This window comes from Dokdonella soli (assembly GCF_039523175.1).
In the GTDB taxonomy this organism is placed as follows: domain Bacteria; phylum Pseudomonadota; class Gammaproteobacteria; order Xanthomonadales; family Rhodanobacteraceae; genus Dokdonella_A; species Dokdonella_A soli.
In genome coordinates this window covers 1-19,759 of record NZ_BAAAEU010000004.1, presented here as the reverse complement: position 1 = coordinate 19,759, position 19,759 = coordinate 1, and the positions used below count along the sequence as shown (strand labels likewise).

Below are 19,759 nucleotides of genomic sequence, written 5' to 3'. Positions count from 1 at the left end.
TCGGGGTGTTGTGCCCCGACCATCGGTCTTAAATCGCACGTTTCGACCTGTTTTGTGCCCCGACTATCGGGCTCCTTCTAAGAATCTACCAAGGCACTGCAGGAATGGACACGATGCCCCTACCGCTACCCGATGACGTGCGGACCGCTCTCGCTGCTGCTAAGCGCGCCCCCGGTTGGAACAGCCGCAGCGGCGCCATTCGACGCTTCGAGCTTGGGCCGTGCGTGCTGTACGTTGTGCCGGCCCGTTGCTGGGCTTATCGACTATCGAGCCTTCCTTTTGATCGGGACTACGATCGCGCCCGTTCGCAGCGCGTCTAGGTAATCGGCCCACGCCTGCATCATCTTCCGGCGCTCGGCCATGTACTGCGCAAGGTTGTACGTGCCGCGGATCGAATCCCGGTCGCGGTGCGAGAGCTGGCGCTCGATCGCGTCAGGATTCCAGCCGAGCTCGTTCAGGCGCGTTGATGCCATGTGCCGGAATCCGTGGCCTGTCATCTGCTCGGTCGTGTAGCCAAGCCGGCGCAGTCCAGCGTTCACGGTGTTCTCGGACATGGGGCGGCGCGAATCTCGCACTCCGGGAAACACCAGACGGCTGGTGCCGGTCAGGCGATGCAGCTCGCGCAGGATCGCCACTGCCTGTTTCGACAGCGGCACGATATGCGGGGGCGTGCGCGGATTCTCTTTCGCGGCCTTGCTCAATTTGCGACGGCTAGCCGGGATGCGCCACTCGCCCGCATCAAGGTCGATCTCGGACCATTCCGCCGCACGCAACTCGCCTGGGCGCTGGAACAGGAGCGGTGCAAGTCGCAGCGCCGCGAGCGTGACCGGCTGCCCCTGGAAGCCCTCAATCGCGCGCAGCAACTCGGCAACGGCGGCAGGTTCGGTGATGGCGGCGAAGTTCCTGGAATCGGGCTTCGGCAGTGCGTCGCGAAGATCAGCAGCAGGATCTCGCTTCGCTCGGCCCGTGGCGATGGCATAGCGGAAAATCGTGCTGAGGGTTTCCCGGATACGTCCCGCCGTGTCCAGCGTGCCGCGCTTGACGACCTTCCGCAGCATGGCGAGCAGTTCGGGGGCTTCGAGTTCGGCAATCGGCTTTGCACCGATCCATGGATTCACGTGCTGATCGAGCCAAGCGCGAACCCTCGCGCCCGTGGCCGGCACCCACTCGCCGACCTTCGTCTCCAGCCATTCGTTCGCGATCGCCTCGAAGCTGTTCTCGGCAGCAAGGTGCGCGGCAAGTTTCCTTGCCTTGCGTTGCGCCAGCGGATCCACGCCTTCGCGCAACTTCGCTCGTTCTTCGTCGCGTCGCTGCCGCGCATCGGCGAGCGCGACCTCGGGAAACACGCCGAGCGCGATCCGCTTCTCCTTGCCGGCATGGCGGTACTTCCAGCGCCAGTACTTTGCCCCCGACGGTACTACTTCGAGATAAAGGCCCTCGCCAGCAGCCAGCCGGTAGGTTCTTTCACGCGGCTTGGCCTTGCTCGCAGCAACGGCGGTCAGGGTCTTGGGCGTAGCAGCCATTTGTGCCCCCACTTTGTGCCCCCACCGCTGGGGGCATGTGCCCCCTAATGTGCCCCCATGTGCCCCCGGATTCAAGCGGACGACGTCGGACGGCACCGGACACGACAGGCACAAAAAACCCCGCTGCTATGCGGGGTTGATGGACTTCTGCGGACGGTGCCGGACTACTGTTTGGAGGCCTGGGTCGGAATCGAACCGGCGTACACGGCTTTGCAGGCCGCTGCATGACCACTCTGCCACCAGGCCGGTGACTTGTTGCGTGCCGCGCCCAATCCGTGGCGTGCCCGCTGTGTGCAATCTTGGCGAATCATCAACGATGATGCAGAAAAAAACAAAGCCCCGGCGAACCGGGGCTTCGTCTGCAATCTGGAGCGGGAAACGAGACTCGAACTCGCGACCCCGACCTTGGCAAGGTCGTGCTCTACCAACTGAGCTATTCCCGCGTGGGACGCGCATATTACGGTTTGCTCCGCGGGTGTCAACCCCGGTCGGCACTTTTCGTGCAAAAAGATATGCGGCAATCGGGTGGAGAAGTGATGGTGCAGCGGCCTGCAAAGCCGCCTATGCAAGTGTCAGCGCTGTCGCCGCAACACCGGCCACGCCGCGCGCACGTATTGCAGCCCGGACCAGATCGTCAATACCGCCGCTATGACCAGCAGCGTTTCACCGAGGTAGAACGGCCGCAGGCTCTCCAGATCGTGCTGGTAAAGCAACACGACGATCGCGACGATCTGCATGACCGTCTTCACCTTGCCGATCGTCGCCACGCGCACGGTGGCGTGCGCGCCGATCCCGGCCATCCACTCGCGCAGCGCGGAGATGCTGATCTCGCGTCCAACGATGACCGCGCTGGTGACCGCCATCAGCGGTGTGTGATTGTCCTGCACGAGCAGGAACAGCGTGACCGCGACCATCAGCTTGTCCGCGACGGGGTCCAGGAATGCGCCGAACGCCGAACCCATGTCGTAGCGGCGCGCGACCCAGCCGTCCAGCCAGTCGGTGACTGCGGCCGCGATGAAGATCGCCGCCGCCGCGATGTTCGCGCCGCGGAACGGCGCATAGAACACCAGCACCATCACCGGCAGCAGCAGGATGCGGAACAGGGTCAGCGCGGTCGGTATCGTGATGTGCATCGGTTTGCCGTTCTCGGGTGCCTCATCATCCATGGAAGGTCGCATAAATGCGCTCGGCCAACTCTCGACTGATTCCTTTCACTTGCATGAGTTCCTCGATACCGGCCTTTGAAAGTCCGCTGAGGCCGCCGAAATGCCTGAGCAGAGCCGAACGCCTGCGTGCGCCGACGCCGGCGATCTCCTCGAGACTGCTGGCCTCACGCGCCTTCTCGCGGCGGCCGCGGTGGCCGGTGATCGCGAAACGGTGCGCTTCGTCACGCACCGCCTGGATCAGGTGCGACGCCAGCGATTCCGGCCCCGGCCAGAGGGTGCGGCCGGAACGGCCCAGGATCAAGGTCTCATCGCCGGCTTTCCTCGCCTCGCCCTTGGCGACGCCGACGATCGGCACGCCCTCGACACCCAGTTCATTCAGCACATCGACCGCCTGCTGCACCTGACCCTTGCCGCCATCGATCAGCAGCAGGTCCGGGAGCCTCCCTTCCCCGCCCTGGACACGCTTGTAGCGTCTTTCCAGCGCCTGGCGCATCGCTGCGTAGTCGTCGCCCGGAGTGATGCCGGTGATGTTGAAGCGGCGGTATTGGGATTTCTCGGGCCCTTCCGGGCCAAATACCACGCAGGACGCGACGGTCGCCTCACCCATCGTGTGGCTGATGTCGAAGCATTCGATGCGCTGCGGTGTTTCATCGAGTTCGAGCAGGTCGCGCAGCGCCTCGAAGCGCGCAAGCAGGGTCTGCCGGCTGGCCAGTCGCGCGGCCAGGGCGGCGTCGGCGTTGCGGTGCGCAAGGTCGAGGAAACGCGCGCGCTCGCTGCGCACGCTGGCCTTGATCTCGACGCCGTGCCCGGAGCGGTCGGACAGCGCCTCGGCCAGCGGCGCAGCATCTTCCGGTGCGTGGCTGACGATCAGCTCGGCCGGCACCGGGCGCTCTAGGTAGTACTGCGCGATGAACGAACCGACCACTGCAACCTCGTCGGCCGCCCCGGCCAGGCGCGGAAAGAAGTCGCGCGAACCGAGACTCACGCCGTTGCGGAAGAACAGCACGCTGACGCAAGCGATGCCGCCGCGGATCGTACAGGCGATCACATCCATGTCGGCGCTGGCGCCCTGCACGTAGTGATGCGCCTGCACGCGCTTGACCGCGGCTATCTGGTCGCGGATCTGCGCGGCGCGCTCGAACGCGAGCGTGGCGCTGGCGCGCTCCATCGATGCGACGAGTTCGTCCATCACCGCGCCGCCGCGGCCGTCGAGGAACATCTCGGCGTGGCGCACGTTCTCGGCATAGTCGGGAATCGACACGAGACCGACGCACGGCGCGGTGCAGCGGTTGATCTGGTACTGCAGGCACGGCCGCGATCGGTTGCGGAAATAGCTGTCCTCGCAGTTGCGGATCTTGAACAGCTTCTGGATCAGGTCGAGGCTCTCGCGCACCGCACCCGCGCTCGGGAACGGCCCGAAATACCTGCCGCCGCCGGAGCGCGTGCCGCGATGGAACGCGAGCCGCGGAAAGTCGCCGGCTGTCAGGTGGATGTACGGATAGCTCTTGTCGTCGCGCAGCACGATGTTGTAGCGCGGCTTCAGCGACTTGATCAGTTGCGCCTCGAGCAGCAGCGCCTCAGCCTCGGTGCGCGTGACCGTGGTCTCCATGCGCGCAATCTGCGCGACCATCGCGGCAATGCGCGGGTCCATCTTCGGCTTCAGGAAGTAGCTGCCGACTCGCTTCTTCAGGTTGCCGGCCTTGCCGACGTAGAGCAGTTCGTCGCCCGCGTTGAACATGCGGTAGACGCCGGGTGAACCGGTCAGCGTGCTGACGAAGACCTTGCCTTCGAAAGCCGTGGGAGACGTGGAAGATTCCTGCATGCGCGAATAGTAAGGGGTTCGGTCACGGAACCGGACAGCCGCCAGGGCGCTACGCGTTCATGCAGACCCGGAAAGCGTGTCAGTCCTCGCCGACCGGCACGCGCCTGACCATGCCGGTCGCGAGATCGACGCAGGCGATCTCGTGCAGGTTCGTGTTCGCGATCCAGAGCAGATTGCCGGCCAGCGAAAGGCCGCCGGGCTCGTGCAGGCGGTATCGCAGACGCAGCGGCCGCGCGTCGCCGCTCTTGCGATTGAGCAGCTTGATCGAATTGTTGTAACTGTCGGCGACGTACACCGTGCCGCGCGGATCGACCGCGACCGCCAGCGGATTCTGCAGACGCACGTCGCCATGCGCGCCCGTTGCATCGCCCGATTCGTAGAGTCCGAAGCCGACCGCCGTGTCGACACGACCCTCATCGACATTCACCCAGCGCACCGCGGACGCCGCCGCGTCCGCAACGACGAGGTGGCGCGCGATCACGCCAAGCCCGCTCGGCTGCGCGAGGCAGGCGTCAACCGCGCTGCCATCGACAAGTCCGAGCTCACCGCTGCCGGCGAACACGGAAACCTGTGCGGCGCCGGGATCGAACCGCCAGATCTGGTTCTGCCCGGCCACGGCGATGAACAACTCGCCACCGAACGCGCACAGGTCCAGCGGCGTGTTCAGCGCGGTCCGGCGCGGATCGGCGCGATCGGCGCGATCGGGCCGCGAGCGTCCAGCGCGGCCGGTACCGAGCACCGTTTCGACACGGCCATCGGCGAGATCGATGCGCCGCACCGCATGATTGCCACGATCGGCCACGTACAGCGCGTTGTCGAGGCGTGCGAGGCCCTGCGGATCGTCGAAACAGGCGTGCGCTGCGTCGCCATCGCCGAACCCCGCGTCGCCGCTGCCGAAGCTGCGCACTACGCGACCATCGTGGCGGCACTCGAGCACGCGATGATGGCCGCTGTCGGAGACATACAGCAGTTTCCCGTCGGCGAGCAGCTTGCCTGGAAACGAGAGCGCGCGGCGCGGCTCCGGGCGCTGCGCCGGTGGCGTCGGTTCATAGACACGCAGATCGTGCAGCGCCGCCTCGTCGAGCAGCTGCGCGATGCGCGCATCGATCTCCGCGCGCCTGCCTTCGCCGGCGAACAGTGCGGCGAAGCGGCCCTCGGCGTCGATCAGCGCGACGCTCGGCCATGCTTCGACGCCGTACTGGCGCCACACCCGGAAGCCGGCGTCGTTCGCCACCGCATGGCGCAACCGGTGCCGGTTCACCGCGCGCAGCAGCGGCTCGTCGCCGCACTGGCGCGGATACTTCGGGCAATGCACGCCGATCACGGTCAGCCCGTCGTGGTACTTGTCCTCGAAGTAGCGCAGATCCGGAACCAGGTTCCAGCAGTTGACCGAGTCGTAGCTCCAGAACCACAGCAATCCGACTCTTCCACGCAGATCCGCGACGTGCGGCGCGTTGCTGGCGTTGACCCAGCCGAGATCGGCGGGAAATTCAGGCGCTGGCGCGCGCGCGTGCATCAGAAGCTCCCGGCCGGTGCGCGCAGGCTCATGATCAGCGCGGCGACGCCACGCTGCGCGAGCGCGACGACCCGCTCGAAGTCCTTCTTCGTTCCATAGTAGGGATCGGGAACCTCCGCATCGCCCAGGAACAGCGCCGGTTCCGTGCCGCCGGGTTCGGACCTGAACCGCTGCAGCGCACGCAGGTTGACGCGATCCATCGCCAGTATCTGGTCGAACGATGCGAAATCCTCGGTTCGCACCTGCCGTGCGCGATGCGCGGCAAGCGGATAGCCATGCGCCTCCGCCACCGCGATCGCGCGATGATCGGCCGGTGCGCCGACGTGATAGTTCTCGGTGCCCGCCGAGGCGACTTCGGCAATGACGCCGGCGCGATCGAACTCGACGCGCGCGACCGCCTCCACGATCGGCGATCTGCAGATATTGCCCATGCAGATAAAGAGAATGCGCGTCATTGCGCGGTTCCGGCCAGCAAACGCTCGACGCGCGAGAGATCCTCGGCGGTATCGACGCCGGGCGGAAACGGCTCCGGCGCGATGCGCACCGCGATCGCGAAGCCGTGTTCGAGTGCGCGCAGCTGTTCCAGCGATTCGATCTGCTCCAGCGGCGTGCGCGGCAACTCGGCGAAGCGGCGCAGGAAGCCCGCGCGGTAGGCGTAGATCCCGATGTGACGCAGGAACGGCACATCGGGCGGCAGATGCCCGCGATCGCGCGCGAACGCGTCGCGCGGCCACGGCAGCGGAGCGCGGCTGAAGTACAACGCGCGACCCGCGGCATCACGGACCAGCTTCACGCAATTCGGATCGAACAGTTCCTCGACGGACCCGACCGGCGTTGCCAACGTCGCCATCGGCGCATCGCTCTCCGCCAGCGCGGCGGCGACCGCGCGGATGCCGCTCGCCGGCGCCAGCGGCTCGTCGCCCTGCAGGTTCACGATGATGGCATCGTCCGACCAGCCGAGCGTCCGCGCGCATTCGGCCAGGCGGTCGCTGCCGGAGGCATGCTCGGTCCGCGTGAGCGCGACTCGCACACCGCTGTCGACGAGGGATTCGGCGATCCGCGCATCGTCGGTCGCAACGACGACGTCGGTCGCTCCGGCCGCGCGCGCACGCCGCGCGACGTGCACGATCATCGGCACGCCGGCGATCGGCAGCAGCGGCTTGCCGGGCAACCGCGTCGAACCATGGCGCGCCGGGATCGCGACGATGAAGGTGGGTACAGTGGCGCTCATCGGATACGGGCTGGCCGGGATCGCGGCAGCGTAGCGGACGCCCAGCCGCCGCGCCAACATCGCGTTTACCGCCCGCCTTCGCGAACCGCGTGACCGGGCACGCATAGCCGGAATACCGGCAATGCTAAGATGCGCGTCGCCTTGCGCGTGCCCTGCCCCGACTTCCCTTGAGCATTTCCGTCCCCGCGACCGCGGTCCCGTCCGCGCAGCTGCCGCTGCGTGCGGTGCTGCTGATGGTCGCCAGCACCTGCTGCTTCGGGCTGATGGCGATCATCATCCGCATCGCCTCGAAGTCGCTGCATCCGTTCGAGATCGCATTCTTTCGCAGCTTCTTCGGTGCGCTGGCCGCAGCGCCGCTGCTGTGGCGCAACGGCCGGAGCATGCTGCATACGGACCGCCTCATCTTCTACGTGCTGCGCTGCGCGATCGGCACCCTCGGCATGCTGGCCGGTTTCTGGGCGATCGCGCACCTGCCGCTGGCGCAGGCGATCGCACTCTCGTATTCGTCGCCGCTGTTCGTGACGATCGGCGCCGTGCTGTTTCTCGGCGAGGTCGTGCGCCTGCGCCGCTGGAGCGCGGTCGTCGCCGGCTTCATCGGCGTGCTGGTGATCGTGCGGCCGGGCACCGACGGCTTCACCGCAGCGAGCCTGGTCGCGGTGTTCGCAGCCGCGATGACCGGCATCGTGACGATCAGCATCAAGTTCCTCTCGCGCAGCGATCCCGCCGACACGATCGTGCTGCTGACGACATGGCTGTGGGTGCCGCTGTCGCTGCCGGCGGCCTTGTGGGTCTGGCAGTGGCCGCCGGCCAGTGTCTGGCCCTGGCTGATCGCGACCGGCGTGCTCGGCACCGGCGGCCAATACTTCTGGACGCACGCGTTGCGCCTCGCGGACGCATCGACGCTCGCACCGTTCAGCTACCTGCAGCTCATCATCGTCGCCGTGCTGGCCTGGCTGACGTTTGGCGAGACGCTGGACCGCTACACCGCGCTGGGTGCCGCGATCGTGATCGGCGCCAGCCTGTACATCGCGCGGCGCGAGGCGAAGCTCGCGCGCCAGCGCCACGCCGAACCCGTCACTGCCGTCGCCGAGCCGCCGGTCTGAGGTCCGCATGAATCAACCCGGACAGGAAACACCCATTTCCTCGCATCGCATCGACCGCGTGTCGGCATCGAACGTCGGCAGTGCGCTGGCGCTGGCCGTGAGCGTGTTCGCACTCGCGATCGGCGCGTACCAGACGCGCCTGATGCAGGGCCAGGCGCGCGCCAGCGTCTGGCCCTTCCTCTCGATCGGCTACACCTACAGCTCCAATACCGACGCCAATGGATTCATCTGGACGATCGTCAACAACGGCGTCGGACCCGCCAAGGTCGAGTCGGTCACTCTCAGTCTGGACGGCAAGCCGATGAAGCGATGGGACGACGTACTTGCCGCGCTCGGCGCGCCGCAGGACTCGAACTCCGCGATGTCGAGTATCAGCGGCGAAGTGATTCCGCCCGACACGAACCGCGAGACGACGATTCCCGCGATCAAGATCAACTCGCGCGAAGCCGCTTCGCTGTTCAAGCAGGCCGAAGCGCGATTCAGGATGGACATTTGCTACTGCTCGGTCTATGACGAATGCTGGATCGCGCACTGGCAAAAGGCCAGGGTCGATCCGGTCGGACAATGCGACACGACCGGCACCGTCCAGTTCGAACAATAAATGTAGGAGCGGCTTCAGCCGCGATGCTTGTGCGCTGCGCGAAACCGAACACCATCCCCACCCAACCCTCCCCTTGAAGGGGAGGGCTTCAAAGCATCGCGGCTGAAGCCGCTCCTACAGGAAGGCGCTCCCCATAGGACTTAGGCGCGCGCCGCGTACTTGCGCGCGACATAGTCCTCGACGACGCCGACGAATTCGCTGGCGATGTTGTCGCCGCGCAAGGTCATCGCCTTCTGCCCATCGATGAACACCGGCGCGGCCGGCGCCTCGCCGGTGCCGGGCAGCGAAATGCCGATGTCGGCGTGCTTGGATTCGCCGGGGCCGTTGACGACGCAGCCCATGACCGCAAGGGTCAGGTTCTCGACGCCGTCGTACTTGAGGCGCCATTCCGGCATCTTCGCGCGCACGTGGTCCTGCACGGTCTTGGCCAGTTCCTGGAACAGCGTGCTGGTGGTGCGTCCGCAACCGGGACAGGCGGTGACCAGCGGCGTGAACGCGCGCAAGCCCATCGTCTGCAAGAGTTCCTGCGCGACGATCACCTCGCGCGTGCGCGATTCGCCGGGTTCTGGCGTCAGCGAGATGCGGATCGTGTCGCCGATGCCTTCCTGCAGCAACACACCGAGCGCGGCGGTCGAGGCGACGATGCCCTTCGAGCCCATGCCGGCCTCGGTCAGGCCGAGGTGCAGCGCGTAGTCGCAACGTGCGGCGAGATCGCGGTACACCGCGATCAGCTCCTGCACGCCGGAGACCTTGCAGGAGAGGATGATGCGATCGCGCGTGAGGCCGAGTTCCTCGGCGCGTGCGGCCGAATCCAGCGCCGAACGGATCAACGCCTCGCGGCCGACGCGCGCGGCATCCCAGGGTTCGGCGCGCGCATGGTTCTCGTCCATCAAGGTCGCGACCATGGACTGATCGAGCGAGCCCCAGTTCGCGCCGATGCGCACGGGCTTGGCGTACTTCAGCGCGAACTCGATGATCGCGGCGAACTGCGTGTCCTTCTTCCTGCCGAAGCCGACGTTGCCGGGGTTGATCCGGTACTTCGCCAGCGCCTCCGCGCAGGCCGGCTCGCGTTCGAGCAGCTGGTGGCCGTTGTAGTGGAAGTCGCCGATCAACGGCACGCCGACGCCCATCATGTCGAGGCGCTCGCGGATGCGCGGCACCGCGGCGGCCGCTTCCGGCGTGTTGACCGTGATGCGCACCAGTTCGGAACCGGCGCGCGCGAGCTCGGCGACCTGTTTCGCCGTGCCGGGCACGTCGGCGGTGTCCGTGTTCGTCATCGACTGCACCACCACGGGCGCTTGATGGGGCGCAGCGCCGCCGACCGCGATCGAGCCGACATGGACGGACACGCTGGGGCGACGCGCGGATGCGGCGTGCGGGGCTGCGGAAGACATCATCGGGACTTCAGACTCCAAGAATTCTATGGATCGAGCACCAGCGCCGGCTCGACGAGATCCGTTGGCGCCGAGGCACGCGGCGCGAGTGCGAAATGCTGGTAGATGCCGGTCGCCTCGCGCATGCGCAGGTCCGTCGCGCGCTCGGTGCGCGCCAGCGCCGGCGGCCCGTGAAGGTCGGCCGGCAGGGTCAACTCGATCTCGTTCGCGTGGCGGTCGATCTCGGTCGGCGCAAGCAGCGCATCGTAGTCGATTCCAGTACCGGCCAATGGTGCCAGCAGCAGGCCGCGCAGCGAACCATGGCCAGACGCGCCGTCGAGCGCGCGCACGCCAACCGGCAGCGCACGCCGCGCGAGCAGTTCCACACCGGCGTCGACACGGCCCTGCTCGTCGATGCGTATCCAACGGATCACGCCGATCATCCAGTCCGCTGTCACGTCGGCGCTTCGCTCGGGAAGCGCAAGGCCGACCAGTTCGGCAACGCGCGCATGCACGCTCTCGCCGCTGGGACCGCGTTCCCAGAGTACGCGATACCCACCCAGGCTTTGGTCGAGCACGCGTGCCGGCAGGCGTGCAGCGCGCCCCGGATCGCTCGCGCCGATGCGCCAGGAAGCCCCATGATCGGCACCGCTGAGGCTGATCGCCTGCCCGCTCACGCGCTGCATGAAGGTTTCGAAACTATCGCCGCCAGCGAGCACGAAATGCAGGTCATGCAGGCCGAGCACGCTGTCGAGCACGTAGCCGCCACCGAGTCGCGCATGGCCACGCTCGCTGCGCGCGCTCCAGCCGGCCGCAAGACGGCGCGCAAGATCGATATCGACGTGGAGCGCCGATCCGCCGCGCATGCGGAACGTCGCGGTGCGCGCGCTAGGGGCAGCCCCTGCGAGCTGTTCGTCGACGAAGGCGTGCATCGCATCCAGTCGCAACACCCGCACGTCGCGCTGGCCATTGGCGCGCTCTTCCGGCAAGTAGCCGGGTCCGCGATCGGCCTCCTGGTCGATGAGTACGTCCTGCTCGCTGCCGCTGCCATCGCGCAGCTCGCAGTACGGTGCCAACCTGCGCGTGAGTGTGATCACCTCGCCCTGCTCGCGTTGCGTGTAGCGGTACGGATTGGCAAGCGCGAGCAGCAACGCATGCACATAGGCAACCCGCGCATTCGCATCGCTGCCGTTCAGCGGATCGGCAGCGGCACGGTCGTCCAGACGCAGCGAGGCGATGAAGGCATGCACCGCATGCAGCGCCTTCCACGCGCCCGCAGGCGGGGTTCGATACAGCAGGTATGCCTTGGCGAGATGCTCGTCGCCATGCTGCAAAGCCCGTACCGCCGCGAGAATGACCTGCTTGCTACGCAGGAACGGCACCGTGCCGTTCGGTGAACACAATTCCGCCAGTGCGGCGCGATAGCCGGCGGCGAGTTCATCCTGGAAACCGAGCGCGAGCTCGCCGAGTTCCGCTTTCGACGGCGGCAGCGGGAAACTCGCACCGACGATCTGCTTGTCGGTCGCCGCCGCGAGCTGGATGACCGGTGCGCGCAGACTCTCGAGCGCCTCCAGGCGCTGGGCGCCTTGCAGACGCTGCCGGTTGAGATCGCGCAAGCCGTCCAGCAGGCGCTTCGCGGCGACCGCATAGTTGGCCATCGGCAGCGCGTCGATCCAGCTGCGCAAGGCGCGCGCATCGCTGGCGAACGCGCCCGCTGCCGGAGCGCGGCGCTCCAGCAAGGTTTCGTTCAATCGGCGGTAGGCGTCGCTCATCGGGAAGAAGCCAAGGGGTCGGTGCGATTCCGTCGCACGGTTCTCGGCGCAAATTATAGGCCTTGCCATGCCGATACAGGCGCGAACAGCCAAACGCGCCATGCGACCGCGCCCCTCATCGACAGCTTCCACGCCGCCGCTACACTGGCCCGATGGCCGCCATCGCCCCGCTGCGCTCGCCCACCGGCAATACCGCGCCCTTGCGCCTGCTCGCCGAACAGGCGTTCAGCCGCGCAGCAGGCGCGCCGTTGGTCGAAGACAATGCGGTCGACCTGCTGATCGATGCCCGCGCGAATTTCGATGCGTGGCTGGCCTCGATCCGCGGCGCGCAGCGCGCGATCCTGTTCGAGAACTACATCTTCCGCGACGACGCACTGGGTCGCGAATTCCGCGACGCGCTGGCCAAGCGCGCACGCGCCGGCGTGCGCGTCTGCGTGCTGCGCGACTGGCTCGGCTGCCTCGGCCAGTCCTCCACCGCCTTCTGGGTTCCGCTGCTCGATGCCGGCGGCGAGGTGCGCGTCTACAACCCGCCACGCTTCGCGAGTCCGTTCGGCTGGCTGTCGCGCGATCACCGCAAGCTGCTCGTTGTCGACAACGCGGTCGGCTTCATCGGCGGCCTCTGCGTCAGCGGCAAGTGGCTCGGCGATCCGGCCCGCGGTATCGCGCCGTGGCGCGATACCGCGGTCGCGGTGCGCGGCCCGGCGATGGCGGACCTCGTGCGCGCGTTCGCGGACAGCTGGGCGCAGCTCGGCGAGGCGTTGCCGCCGGACCTGCTCGAAACCTGCACACACTGTATGCCCGGTGGACGCACCGATCTGCGCGTCGTGGCGACCGTACCGAACACCGCCGGCCTGTATCGCCTCGACCAGTTGATCGCCGGCATGGCGCGCACCAATTTGTGGCTGACCGACGCGTACTTCGTCGGCGTCGCGCCCTATGTGCAGGCATTGGCCGCGGCTGCGCGCGACGGCGTCGACGTACGCCTGCTGGTACCCGGCACCAGCGATATTCCCGCTATCGGCTCGCTGTCGCGCGCCGGCTACCGACCGCTGCTCGAAGCCGGTGTGCGCGTGTTCGAATGGAACGGCTCGATGCTGCATGCGAAGACCGCGGTCGCCGACAGCCGCTGGGCGCGCGTGGGTTCGACCAACCTGAATCTCGCGAGCTGGATCGGCAACTGCGAGATCGACGTCGCCATCGAGGACGAAGCGTTCGCGCGGTGCATGGAGGCGCAGTACCGCACGGACCTCGACAACGCGACCGAGATCGTGCTGAAGATGTCGCCGCGCAGGCGCGGTGCGGTGACTGCGGAAACGGGCAAGTTGCCACGCGCGCAAGGCGGCAGCTCGAGCCGCGCCGCGGCCGGCGCGCTGCGCCTTGCCAATTCGATCGGTGCCGCGATCACCAATCGAAGAGTGCTCGGCCCGGCGGAATCAGGACCGCTGCTGGTCGCCGGCGTCGTGCTGCTCGTCGCCGCGGTGCTCGCGCTGGTCTGGCCACGCGTGATCGCGTGGCCACTTGCTGTGCTCGCTATCTGGATCGGCGCGGGCCTGGTCGCAGGTTATCTCGCTTCCCGCAAGCGTCGCCGCTGATCAGCTGTTCAACTATTCGTCGTCCCGGCGGACGCCGGGACCCAGCGCCTTCGCAGCGTGTTGAAGTCACTGGGTTCCGGCCTTCGCCGGAACGACGAGACTTGATTTGTTCAGAGGTTCCCAAGCGCCGTGATGCGCATCCAGCCACGGCGCCAGCGACACGGACCAGAGGTTCTCGTTGCCATTGTCCCAGGCCTGCATGCGCGCAAGGTCCTTCTCGGCCTGTTCGCGACTGCGCGGAAACGCGATCGGCAGCGTGCGGTCGCTGCTGAAGTACAGTGTGCGGTGATCCGCCCCCAGATGCGCGCCCCACGGACCGCTGCCTGCGGCATTCACCGCGTTGCCGAGGTCGGTTGGCTTGCCCCAGTGATCACCTTCCCGGAACGCGATGAACAGGCGATCGCGACCCGGCTTGGCGGGGTCGTTGGAGTCGAACACGATGAATGATTCGTCCGGCGCGATCGCGGGATCGAGTTCGTGTGTTCCCGCATCGCCGAGCGCCACGCGCACCGGCGGCGCGTAGCCACCTTCGCGGTATTGCGAACGGAAGATGTGGAACTCGCCGGTGGCCTCGTCTGTTTGCTGGAAATACAGGCTGCCGTCGCCCGCCACACTCGGCGCGTAGGTCTTCGGGCTGCTGTTGATCGTGTCCGGCAGCCGCACGGGTGCGCTCCAGCCATCGCCTTGCCGGTTCACGCGCCAGAGATTGCCGGCCCCCTTCACCGGTGCGCCGCCTTCGGTGGAAGGTCGACTCGAAGCAAATACCAGGAACGAACCGTCCGGCGCCATCGCCGGATCGTGGTCGAGCCATTGGCCGGAGAAAGGAGCGATCCGCGGCGTGGACCAGGTGCCGTGCTCGCGGTGCGACACCATGATGAACGCGTTCGGCCACTGGCTGCGGTCGAAGTACACGGCGTTGCCATCCGGCGTGAACGCGGCCGAATCCTCCTTGGCCGGTCCGGAAATGACGCCGGGCGCGAAGATCTCGGGCTCGGGACTGGCCGCCGCCACGGCCAGAGGGCCGTGCAAGGCCAGCGTGATCGCAACGACGATGTGTGCAGCCGCCTGTCGTGTCATTCCTGCGTACTCCGTGTGGTCGCCTTGCCGCGCCGATGGACTCCGACGCAACGTTCGAGGCGAGTGTCAGCGTGCTTTGTAGTCGACTCCTCGACACGGCGAGACGTGCCATGAGTCACGCGCTGTCCGGCACCGATGCGATCGCGAAGTTGCCGCGCCCTGCATCGATGGCGCAGACTCCGGGCGCTGCTGCGTCGTCTGCCGAACGCCGCTGCGACCTCGCCGAGCACGTCTCCGCCATCCCCGATGCACGATTCGACCGACAACCCGATCGCCACGCGCGAGGTCTACACGCCATCCGCGCTGACGCGCTTCGTGCGCGACCTGCTCGAGGATGTGCTGCCGCTGATCTGGATCGAGGGAGAGATCTCGAATTTCTCGCGCCCGGCATCCGGCCATCTGTATTTCACGCTGAAGGACGCCGGCGCGCAGGTGCGCTGCGCGATGTTCAAGCCGCGCAGTACCTGGCTGCGCTTCAAGCCGGGCGACGGCATGCGCGTGCTCGCGCGGGCGCGGGTCAGCCTGTACGAGGCGCGCGGCGAGTTCCAGCTGATCATCGAATCGCTCGAGGAAGCGGGGGAAGGCGCCCTGCAGCGCGCGTTCGAGCAACTCAAGGCGAAGCTTGCCGCGGAAGGACTGTTCGACGCGGATCGGAAGCGACCGATTCCACCGTTGCCGCGCCGGATTGGCGTGATCACCTCGCCGACCGGGGCGGCGATTCGCGATGTGCTCAGCGTGCTTGCACGACGCTTCCCGCTCGCCGAGGTCGAGATCCTGCCGGTGCCGGTGCAAGGCAAGGAAGCGCCGCCGGCGATCGTTGCGATGCTGAACGCCGCATCGAGTGCGCGCCGCCACGATGTGCTGCTGCTGACCCGCGGCGGCGGCTCGCTCGAGGATCTGTGGGCGTTCAACGACGAAGCGGTCGCGCGGGCGATCCGCGCCAGCACGATTCCGATCGTGTCGGCGATCGGCCACGAGATCGACTTCACGATCGCCGACTTCGCCGCCGACCTGCGCGCGCCGACGCCGTCCGCCGCCGCGGAATTGCTGGCGCCGGACGCCGGCGAGATCGCACGCGGCATGGCGCGACAGCGGCAGCGTATCGAACAGCTGCTGCAGCGCGGCCTCGACTCGCGGGCGCAACGTCTCGACCATCTGCTCGCACGCATCAACGCACAGCGCCCACAGGCGCGGCTCGCGCGTGCCGACGAGCGCCTGCACATGCTGCAACGACGTCTCGGCGACCGCGTGCAGGGCGGTATCGAGCGTCGTGAAGCGCGCGTTGCGCAAATGCGCACACGCTTGCTCGCGCAACATCCGACCGCCTTGCTCGCGCGCGGCGCTGAACGCGCGGGAAGCCTCGGTGAACGCCTGCGCGCAACCACGCAGCGCAGCTTCGAACGCCGCGCATCGCGTCTGGCGGAACTCGCCCGCACGCTGCACGCGGTCAGTCCGCTGGCCACGCTCGACCGCGGCTACGCGATCCTGTTCGAGCGCGAGTCGGGGCGCGTCGTGCGTTCGGTGGCGCAAGCATCACCGGGCTCGGCGTTGCGTGCGCGGCTGTCAGACGGTGAGATCGCAGTGCGGATCGAGCCCGATTGAGCGGCAATGGCGTTCTGGGCGTACATGCTACGGACAATCTAGAACATCGAATCGGCACCCACCATGCAGGTACGCTCGGCGGCTATACGTCGACTCGTCGGCCGGTCGCGTTGGTATGGTCGCAAGAGTTCACGACATGCGAGGAAGCGCTGGCGGCTGAGCAACAGATCAAGGGTTGGAGTCGTGCGAAAAAGGAGGCGTTGATCCTGGGCGACTGGAAGCAGATCCAACGCGAAGCGTGGGGCAAGAAGAACCCGCTTCCGGAGCGCCTACGCTAGATTGCGTTCACCCTTCGATACCTCAGGGCGAACGGGCTTTCGTGGACGCGCACGAAGAGACAGCAGCAGGTGGTCACCAAGCCACCTGCTCCTCGGAGACGAGCAAACGCTCCACCGTTCGCCCTGAGGTATCGAAGGGCGAACTGCTAGACACAGCCGGAGACCTTCCATGCTCGCCAAAACCTATCCGTACTATCTGGCAAACGAAGCGCTGCAGCCAAACACCTCGCTGGACGTCCTCGACAAGTATTCCGGCAAGGTCGCGACGCGCGTCGCGCTGGCGGACGCAGCGGCGATCGACAAGGCGATCGCCGCTGCGGTGAAAGCCGAAGCGCCGATGCGCAAACTTCCGCCGTACGCGCGCCAAGCCGTGCTCGAACACTGCGTGGCACGCTTTCGCGGACGCCACGATGAACTGGCCATGGCGCTGTGCATCGAGGCTGGCAAGCCGATCAAGGACGCCGAAGGCGAAGTCACGCGGCTGATCGATACGTTCAAGGTCGCCGCCGAGGAAGCCATGCGCGCCAACGGCGAAGTGCTGAACCTCGAAATCTCAAAACGCACCGAAGGCTATCGCGGCTTCGTGCAGCGCGTTCCGATCGGTGCGTGCTCGTTCATCACGCCCTTCAATTTCCCGTTGAACCTGGTCGCGCACAAAGTCGCGCCGGCGATCGCGGCCGGCTGCCCGTTCGTGCTGAAGCCGTCGGAGAAGACGCCGGTCGGCGCGCTGATCATCGGCGAGATTCTCGCCGAGACCGACCTGCCGAAGGGCGCGTTCTCGGTCCTGCCCTGCCGCATCGAGGACGCCGATCCGTTCGTCAGCGACGAGCGCCTGAAGCTGCTGTCGTTCACCGGCGGCCAGATCGGCTGGCAACTGAAAGCCAAGGCCGGACGCAAGAAAGTCGTGCTGGAACTCGGCGGCAACGCGGCCTGCATTGTCGATGCGGACCAGAAGGATCATCTCGACCGCGTGATCGACCGACTGATCTTCGGCGCGTATTACCAGTCCGGTCAGAGCTGCATCAAGGTGCAGCGCGTGTTCGCGCATGCATCACTCTACGCCGAGTTACGCGAGCGCTTCGTCGGTGCAACGAAAGCGCTGAAGGCGGGCGACCCGAAGGCGCGCGACACCTTTCTCGGCCCGCTGATCGACGAAGCATCGGCGAAACGCCTTGAAAGCTGGATCGCCGAGGTCGCGCAGGCCGGCGCAAAGGTGCTCTGCGGCGGTGGACGCGAAGGCAACATGCTCGAAGCGACGGTGCTCGAAGACGTGCCGCGCAATGCGAAGGTCAACGCACTCGAAGCATTCGGCCCAGTGACCTTGCTCGCGAAGTTCGACGATTTCGATGACGCGCTCGCACAGGTCAACGCATCCGACTATGGCCTGCAGGCCGGCGTATTCACGAATGACCTGGGCCATGCAATGAGCGCCTGGAATGAACTCGACGTCGGCGGCGTCATCGTCAACGACATCCCGAGCTTCCGCGTCGACAACATGCCCTATGGTGGCGTGAAGCTTTCGGGTCTGGGCCGCGAGGGCATCCGCTATGCGATCGAGGACATGACCGAACGGCGGCTGATGGTGCTGTGCGGCGCATGAAGCACTCGCAGGTCGGGGAGACGAAGATGCGTTCGATGTTCATAGTCTGCTGAGCGCGCCGCTCAACTATCTATTCGGCCGCAGAGAGCGCACTGATCGTGACGTAATACCCGTCCGGATCTCGGAGCGAGAACTCCAAAGTTCCTGTGTTCGGGTTCACGTGGGGCTCCTCTTCGAGCCGAGTGACAAGAGCCCGTGCCCTGGGTAGGGCAATGTCGAAATCGTCAACGCGGAAAAACAGGAGGAGGCCGTTGCCAGGCTTCCCGTGATCGGGACTCATCAAGGTGGGATGCTCGTGGGCACCCCACTCGTGAAGGCAGAGCAAGACTGTGCCATCCGAGTCGAGGATTTGCCCGAAGTAGTCATGGGCAGGAGGCGCCTCCGGCTGGCCAAAGAGCGACTGGTACCACTTGAAGCTGCCCGGCACATCGCCTACCCCAATGATCGTCCATGTGCGCTTCATTTGGGGATTCTCCTTCCGCCTAACACCTGAATTAAGCCGCGCGGCGAAGCGGCGTCGGTTTGAATGAATTCTTACGCCGCGCCAGTAACCTTCAAAAAACCTATTTTCGGCCCATGGTGTGGATCGGTTGAAAACAGCCGTAGATAAGGCGCTTGGGATCGAACGGAATTTCCCCGGAAACCTCCAAGACTTTGTCCTCATGCATCCTGGCTTCGGAAGAATAGAAACTCTCCTTGTCGGGCCAGATCTGCCAGGAGACGACGATCTTCTCACCATCCTTCGCAGCGACGGCACGGTAGAAGTCGGTCTGCTTTCCAGCAGGGACATAGTCGTCCCAACAGTCGACGATCTCCATGCACCCATATTTCTTGAAGATTGCCGCACTTTTCTCCGACCACTCGCGATAGGCATCCCTATTTTCCTCGGGCACGGGAATCACGAGAACTGCGATATACATGACCGGGACTCCTTGTGCGGTCCCCACAGATTAGTTGGCCTTGAGGCGCCGTTGCATGTCAGTGTAGGCGGCATGGATGAGCTTGTTCAAAGCCGCATCGTCAATCTTCTGGCCGGGCCTGAGTTTCACGTGCCGCATGGTCTTGCCCGTGCCTTCCAGCAAGCCGTTTGCATCGGGGAGTTCGGCGCCACGAAAGAACCCAACGTTCACATGATCCTTGAACGCATCGACGTAACCGAATGCCGCATCCGCGACACACGCCGTCGGATGGCCGTCATGCAATAGCTCTCGCACGTCGTCACCGCACTGCCGCATCCGCGCAAACCAATTCTGTGCAATAGACCGCAGCTCGACGGAGCCATCGCTCATCCAGGTGTCGACAGCCGGATCTCGCTTCACCGCTCCGGAGATCCGGAAGATGTCCTCCCGACCGCTCAACCCGCGGAGGTCCAGCGGAATGCGACGATGTCTACGTCCGTTCATAACGTTTGAATTCACCGGCCCGCGCGGCTTTTCGTGCAGGGAGAGTTCCTACGAAAAAGTGGACACTCGTTGGTTAGGCGCACTGGGCTTCAAACTCGGC

The 19,759-nt window shown here is 66.2% G+C and carries 18 protein-coding genes and 2 tRNA genes; 6 read left to right on the top strand and 14 right to left on the bottom strand.

The annotated features are described in order from the left end of the window. Positions 1–263: 263 nt before the first annotated feature. The 8 genes from ABD002_RS03545 to kdsB form a co-directional block, all read right to left on the bottom strand. On the bottom strand, positions 264–1,619 hold the full coding sequence (locus tag ABD002_RS03545) for a tyrosine-type recombinase/integrase (protein ID WP_343787224.1): 1,356 nt from the start codon (positions 1,617–1,619) through the stop codon (positions 264–266). A gap of 76 nt (positions 1,620–1,695) precedes the next feature. Continuing rightward, positions 1,696–1,769, bottom strand: a tRNA-Cys gene (locus ABD002_RS03540). 121 nt (positions 1,770–1,890) lie between these two features. Next, a tRNA-Gly gene (locus ABD002_RS03535) sits at positions 1,891–1,966 on the bottom strand. A 129-nt stretch (positions 1,967–2,095) separates the two neighbouring features. After that, positions 2,096–2,656: a CDP-diacylglycerol--glycerol-3-phosphate 3-phosphatidyltransferase gene (pgsA, locus tag ABD002_RS03530; RefSeq protein WP_343787808.1), complete on the bottom strand. Its 561-nt coding sequence runs from the start codon at positions 2,654–2,656 to the stop codon at positions 2,096–2,098. Between the two features lie 25 nt (positions 2,657–2,681). After that, positions 2,682–4,511 carry an excinuclease ABC subunit UvrC gene (gene uvrC / locus ABD002_RS03525; protein ID WP_343787222.1) on the bottom strand — a complete coding sequence of 610 codons (1,830 nt, stop codon included), beginning with the start codon at positions 4,509–4,511 and terminating at the stop codon, positions 2,682–2,684. Between the two features lie 79 nt (positions 4,512–4,590). Next, positions 4,591–6,027, bottom strand: a complete 1,437-nt coding sequence (locus ABD002_RS03520) for a thioredoxin-like domain-containing protein (RefSeq protein ID WP_343787220.1) — start codon at positions 6,025–6,027, stop codon at positions 4,591–4,593. Further along, positions 6,027–6,482 (bottom strand): low molecular weight protein-tyrosine-phosphatase, encoded by a 456-nt coding sequence (locus ABD002_RS03515; RefSeq protein ID WP_343787218.1) that lies wholly within the window; start codon positions 6,480–6,482, stop codon positions 6,027–6,029. The genes ABD002_RS03520 and ABD002_RS03515 overlap by 1 nt, the downstream gene beginning before the upstream one ends. After that, on the bottom strand, positions 6,479–7,258 hold the full coding sequence (kdsB, locus tag ABD002_RS03510; RefSeq protein ID WP_343787216.1) for a 3-deoxy-manno-octulosonate cytidylyltransferase: 780 nt from the start codon (positions 7,256–7,258) through the stop codon (positions 6,479–6,481). Before kdsB ends, ABD002_RS03515 begins: the two co-directional genes overlap by 4 nt. A gap of 215 nt (positions 7,259–7,473) precedes the next feature. Here kdsB and ABD002_RS03505 point away from each other — a divergent pair, with 215 nt between their 5' ends. Continuing rightward, positions 7,474–8,361: a DMT family transporter gene (locus ABD002_RS03505; RefSeq protein ID WP_379988979.1), complete on the top strand. Its 888-nt coding sequence runs from the start codon at positions 7,474–7,476 to the stop codon at positions 8,359–8,361. Positions 8,362–8,368: 7 nt separating this feature from the next. Beyond that, complete coding sequence (locus ABD002_RS03500; RefSeq protein WP_343787214.1) at positions 8,369–8,962, top strand: hypothetical protein; 594 nt, start codon at positions 8,369–8,371, stop codon at positions 8,960–8,962. 140 nt (positions 8,963–9,102) lie between these two features. On the opposite strand, the gene ispG is transcribed toward ABD002_RS03500, so the two are convergent. Both ispG and ABD002_RS03490 read right to left on the bottom strand, forming a co-directional pair. Beyond that, positions 9,103–10,359 (bottom strand): flavodoxin-dependent (E)-4-hydroxy-3-methylbut-2-enyl-diphosphate synthase, encoded by a 1,257-nt coding sequence (ispG, locus tag ABD002_RS03495; protein WP_379988972.1) that lies wholly within the window; start codon positions 10,357–10,359, stop codon positions 9,103–9,105. 23 nt (positions 10,360–10,382) lie between these two features. Beyond that, complete coding sequence (locus tag ABD002_RS03490; protein WP_343787211.1) at positions 10,383–12,107, bottom strand: hypothetical protein; 1,725 nt, start codon at positions 12,105–12,107, stop codon at positions 10,383–10,385. Positions 12,108–12,259: 152 nt separating this feature from the next. Between ABD002_RS03490 and ABD002_RS03485 the strand changes: the two genes are divergently transcribed. Further along, the gene (locus ABD002_RS03485) at positions 12,260–13,699 is read left to right on the top strand and encodes a phospholipase D-like domain-containing protein (protein WP_343787209.1); all 1,440 of its coding nucleotides are present in this window, start codon (positions 12,260–12,262) and stop codon (positions 13,697–13,699) included. Positions 13,700–13,765: 66 nt separating this feature from the next. Here ABD002_RS03485 and ABD002_RS03480 read toward each other — a convergent pair whose 3' ends face one another. Next, entirely contained in the window at positions 13,766–14,776 is a 1,011-nt protein-coding gene (locus ABD002_RS03480; protein WP_343787207.1) for a TolB family protein, read from the bottom strand. A 246-nt stretch (positions 14,777–15,022) separates the two neighbouring features. Between ABD002_RS03480 and xseA the strand changes: the two genes are divergently transcribed. The 3 genes from xseA (at position 15,023) to ABD002_RS03465 (ending at position 18,256) form a co-directional block, all read left to right on the top strand. Then, a complete protein-coding gene (gene xseA / locus ABD002_RS03475; protein WP_343787204.1) occupies positions 15,023–16,378 on the top strand; it encodes an exodeoxyribonuclease VII large subunit in 1,356 nt (451 codons plus the stop codon). Beyond that, positions 16,375–16,656 (top strand): GIY-YIG nuclease family protein, encoded by a 282-nt coding sequence (locus ABD002_RS03470; RefSeq protein WP_343787202.1) that lies wholly within the window; start codon positions 16,375–16,377, stop codon positions 16,654–16,656. Before xseA ends, ABD002_RS03470 begins: the two co-directional genes overlap by 4 nt. Before the next feature lie 169 nt (positions 16,657–16,825). Beyond that, positions 16,826–18,256, top strand: coding sequence for an aldehyde dehydrogenase family protein (locus tag ABD002_RS03465; RefSeq protein ID WP_343787200.1), 1,431 nt, complete (start codon positions 16,826–16,828; stop codon positions 18,254–18,256). A gap of 70 nt (positions 18,257–18,326) precedes the next feature. Here the strand turns inward: ABD002_RS03465 and ABD002_RS03460 are convergent, their stop codons facing one another. The 3 genes from ABD002_RS03460 to ABD002_RS03450 form a co-directional block, all read right to left on the bottom strand. After that, positions 18,327–18,719, bottom strand: coding sequence for a VOC family protein (locus tag ABD002_RS03460; RefSeq protein ID WP_343787198.1), 393 nt, complete (start codon positions 18,717–18,719; stop codon positions 18,327–18,329). Positions 18,720–18,819: 100 nt separating this feature from the next. After that, on the bottom strand, positions 18,820–19,176 hold the full coding sequence (locus ABD002_RS03455) for a DUF1428 domain-containing protein (protein ID WP_343787196.1): 357 nt from the start codon (positions 19,174–19,176) through the stop codon (positions 18,820–18,822). 30 nt (positions 19,177–19,206) lie between these two features. Then, entirely contained in the window at positions 19,207–19,545 is a 339-nt protein-coding gene (locus ABD002_RS03450; protein ID WP_343787193.1) for a DUF1801 domain-containing protein, read from the bottom strand. Positions 19,546–19,759 lie beyond the last annotated feature (214 nt).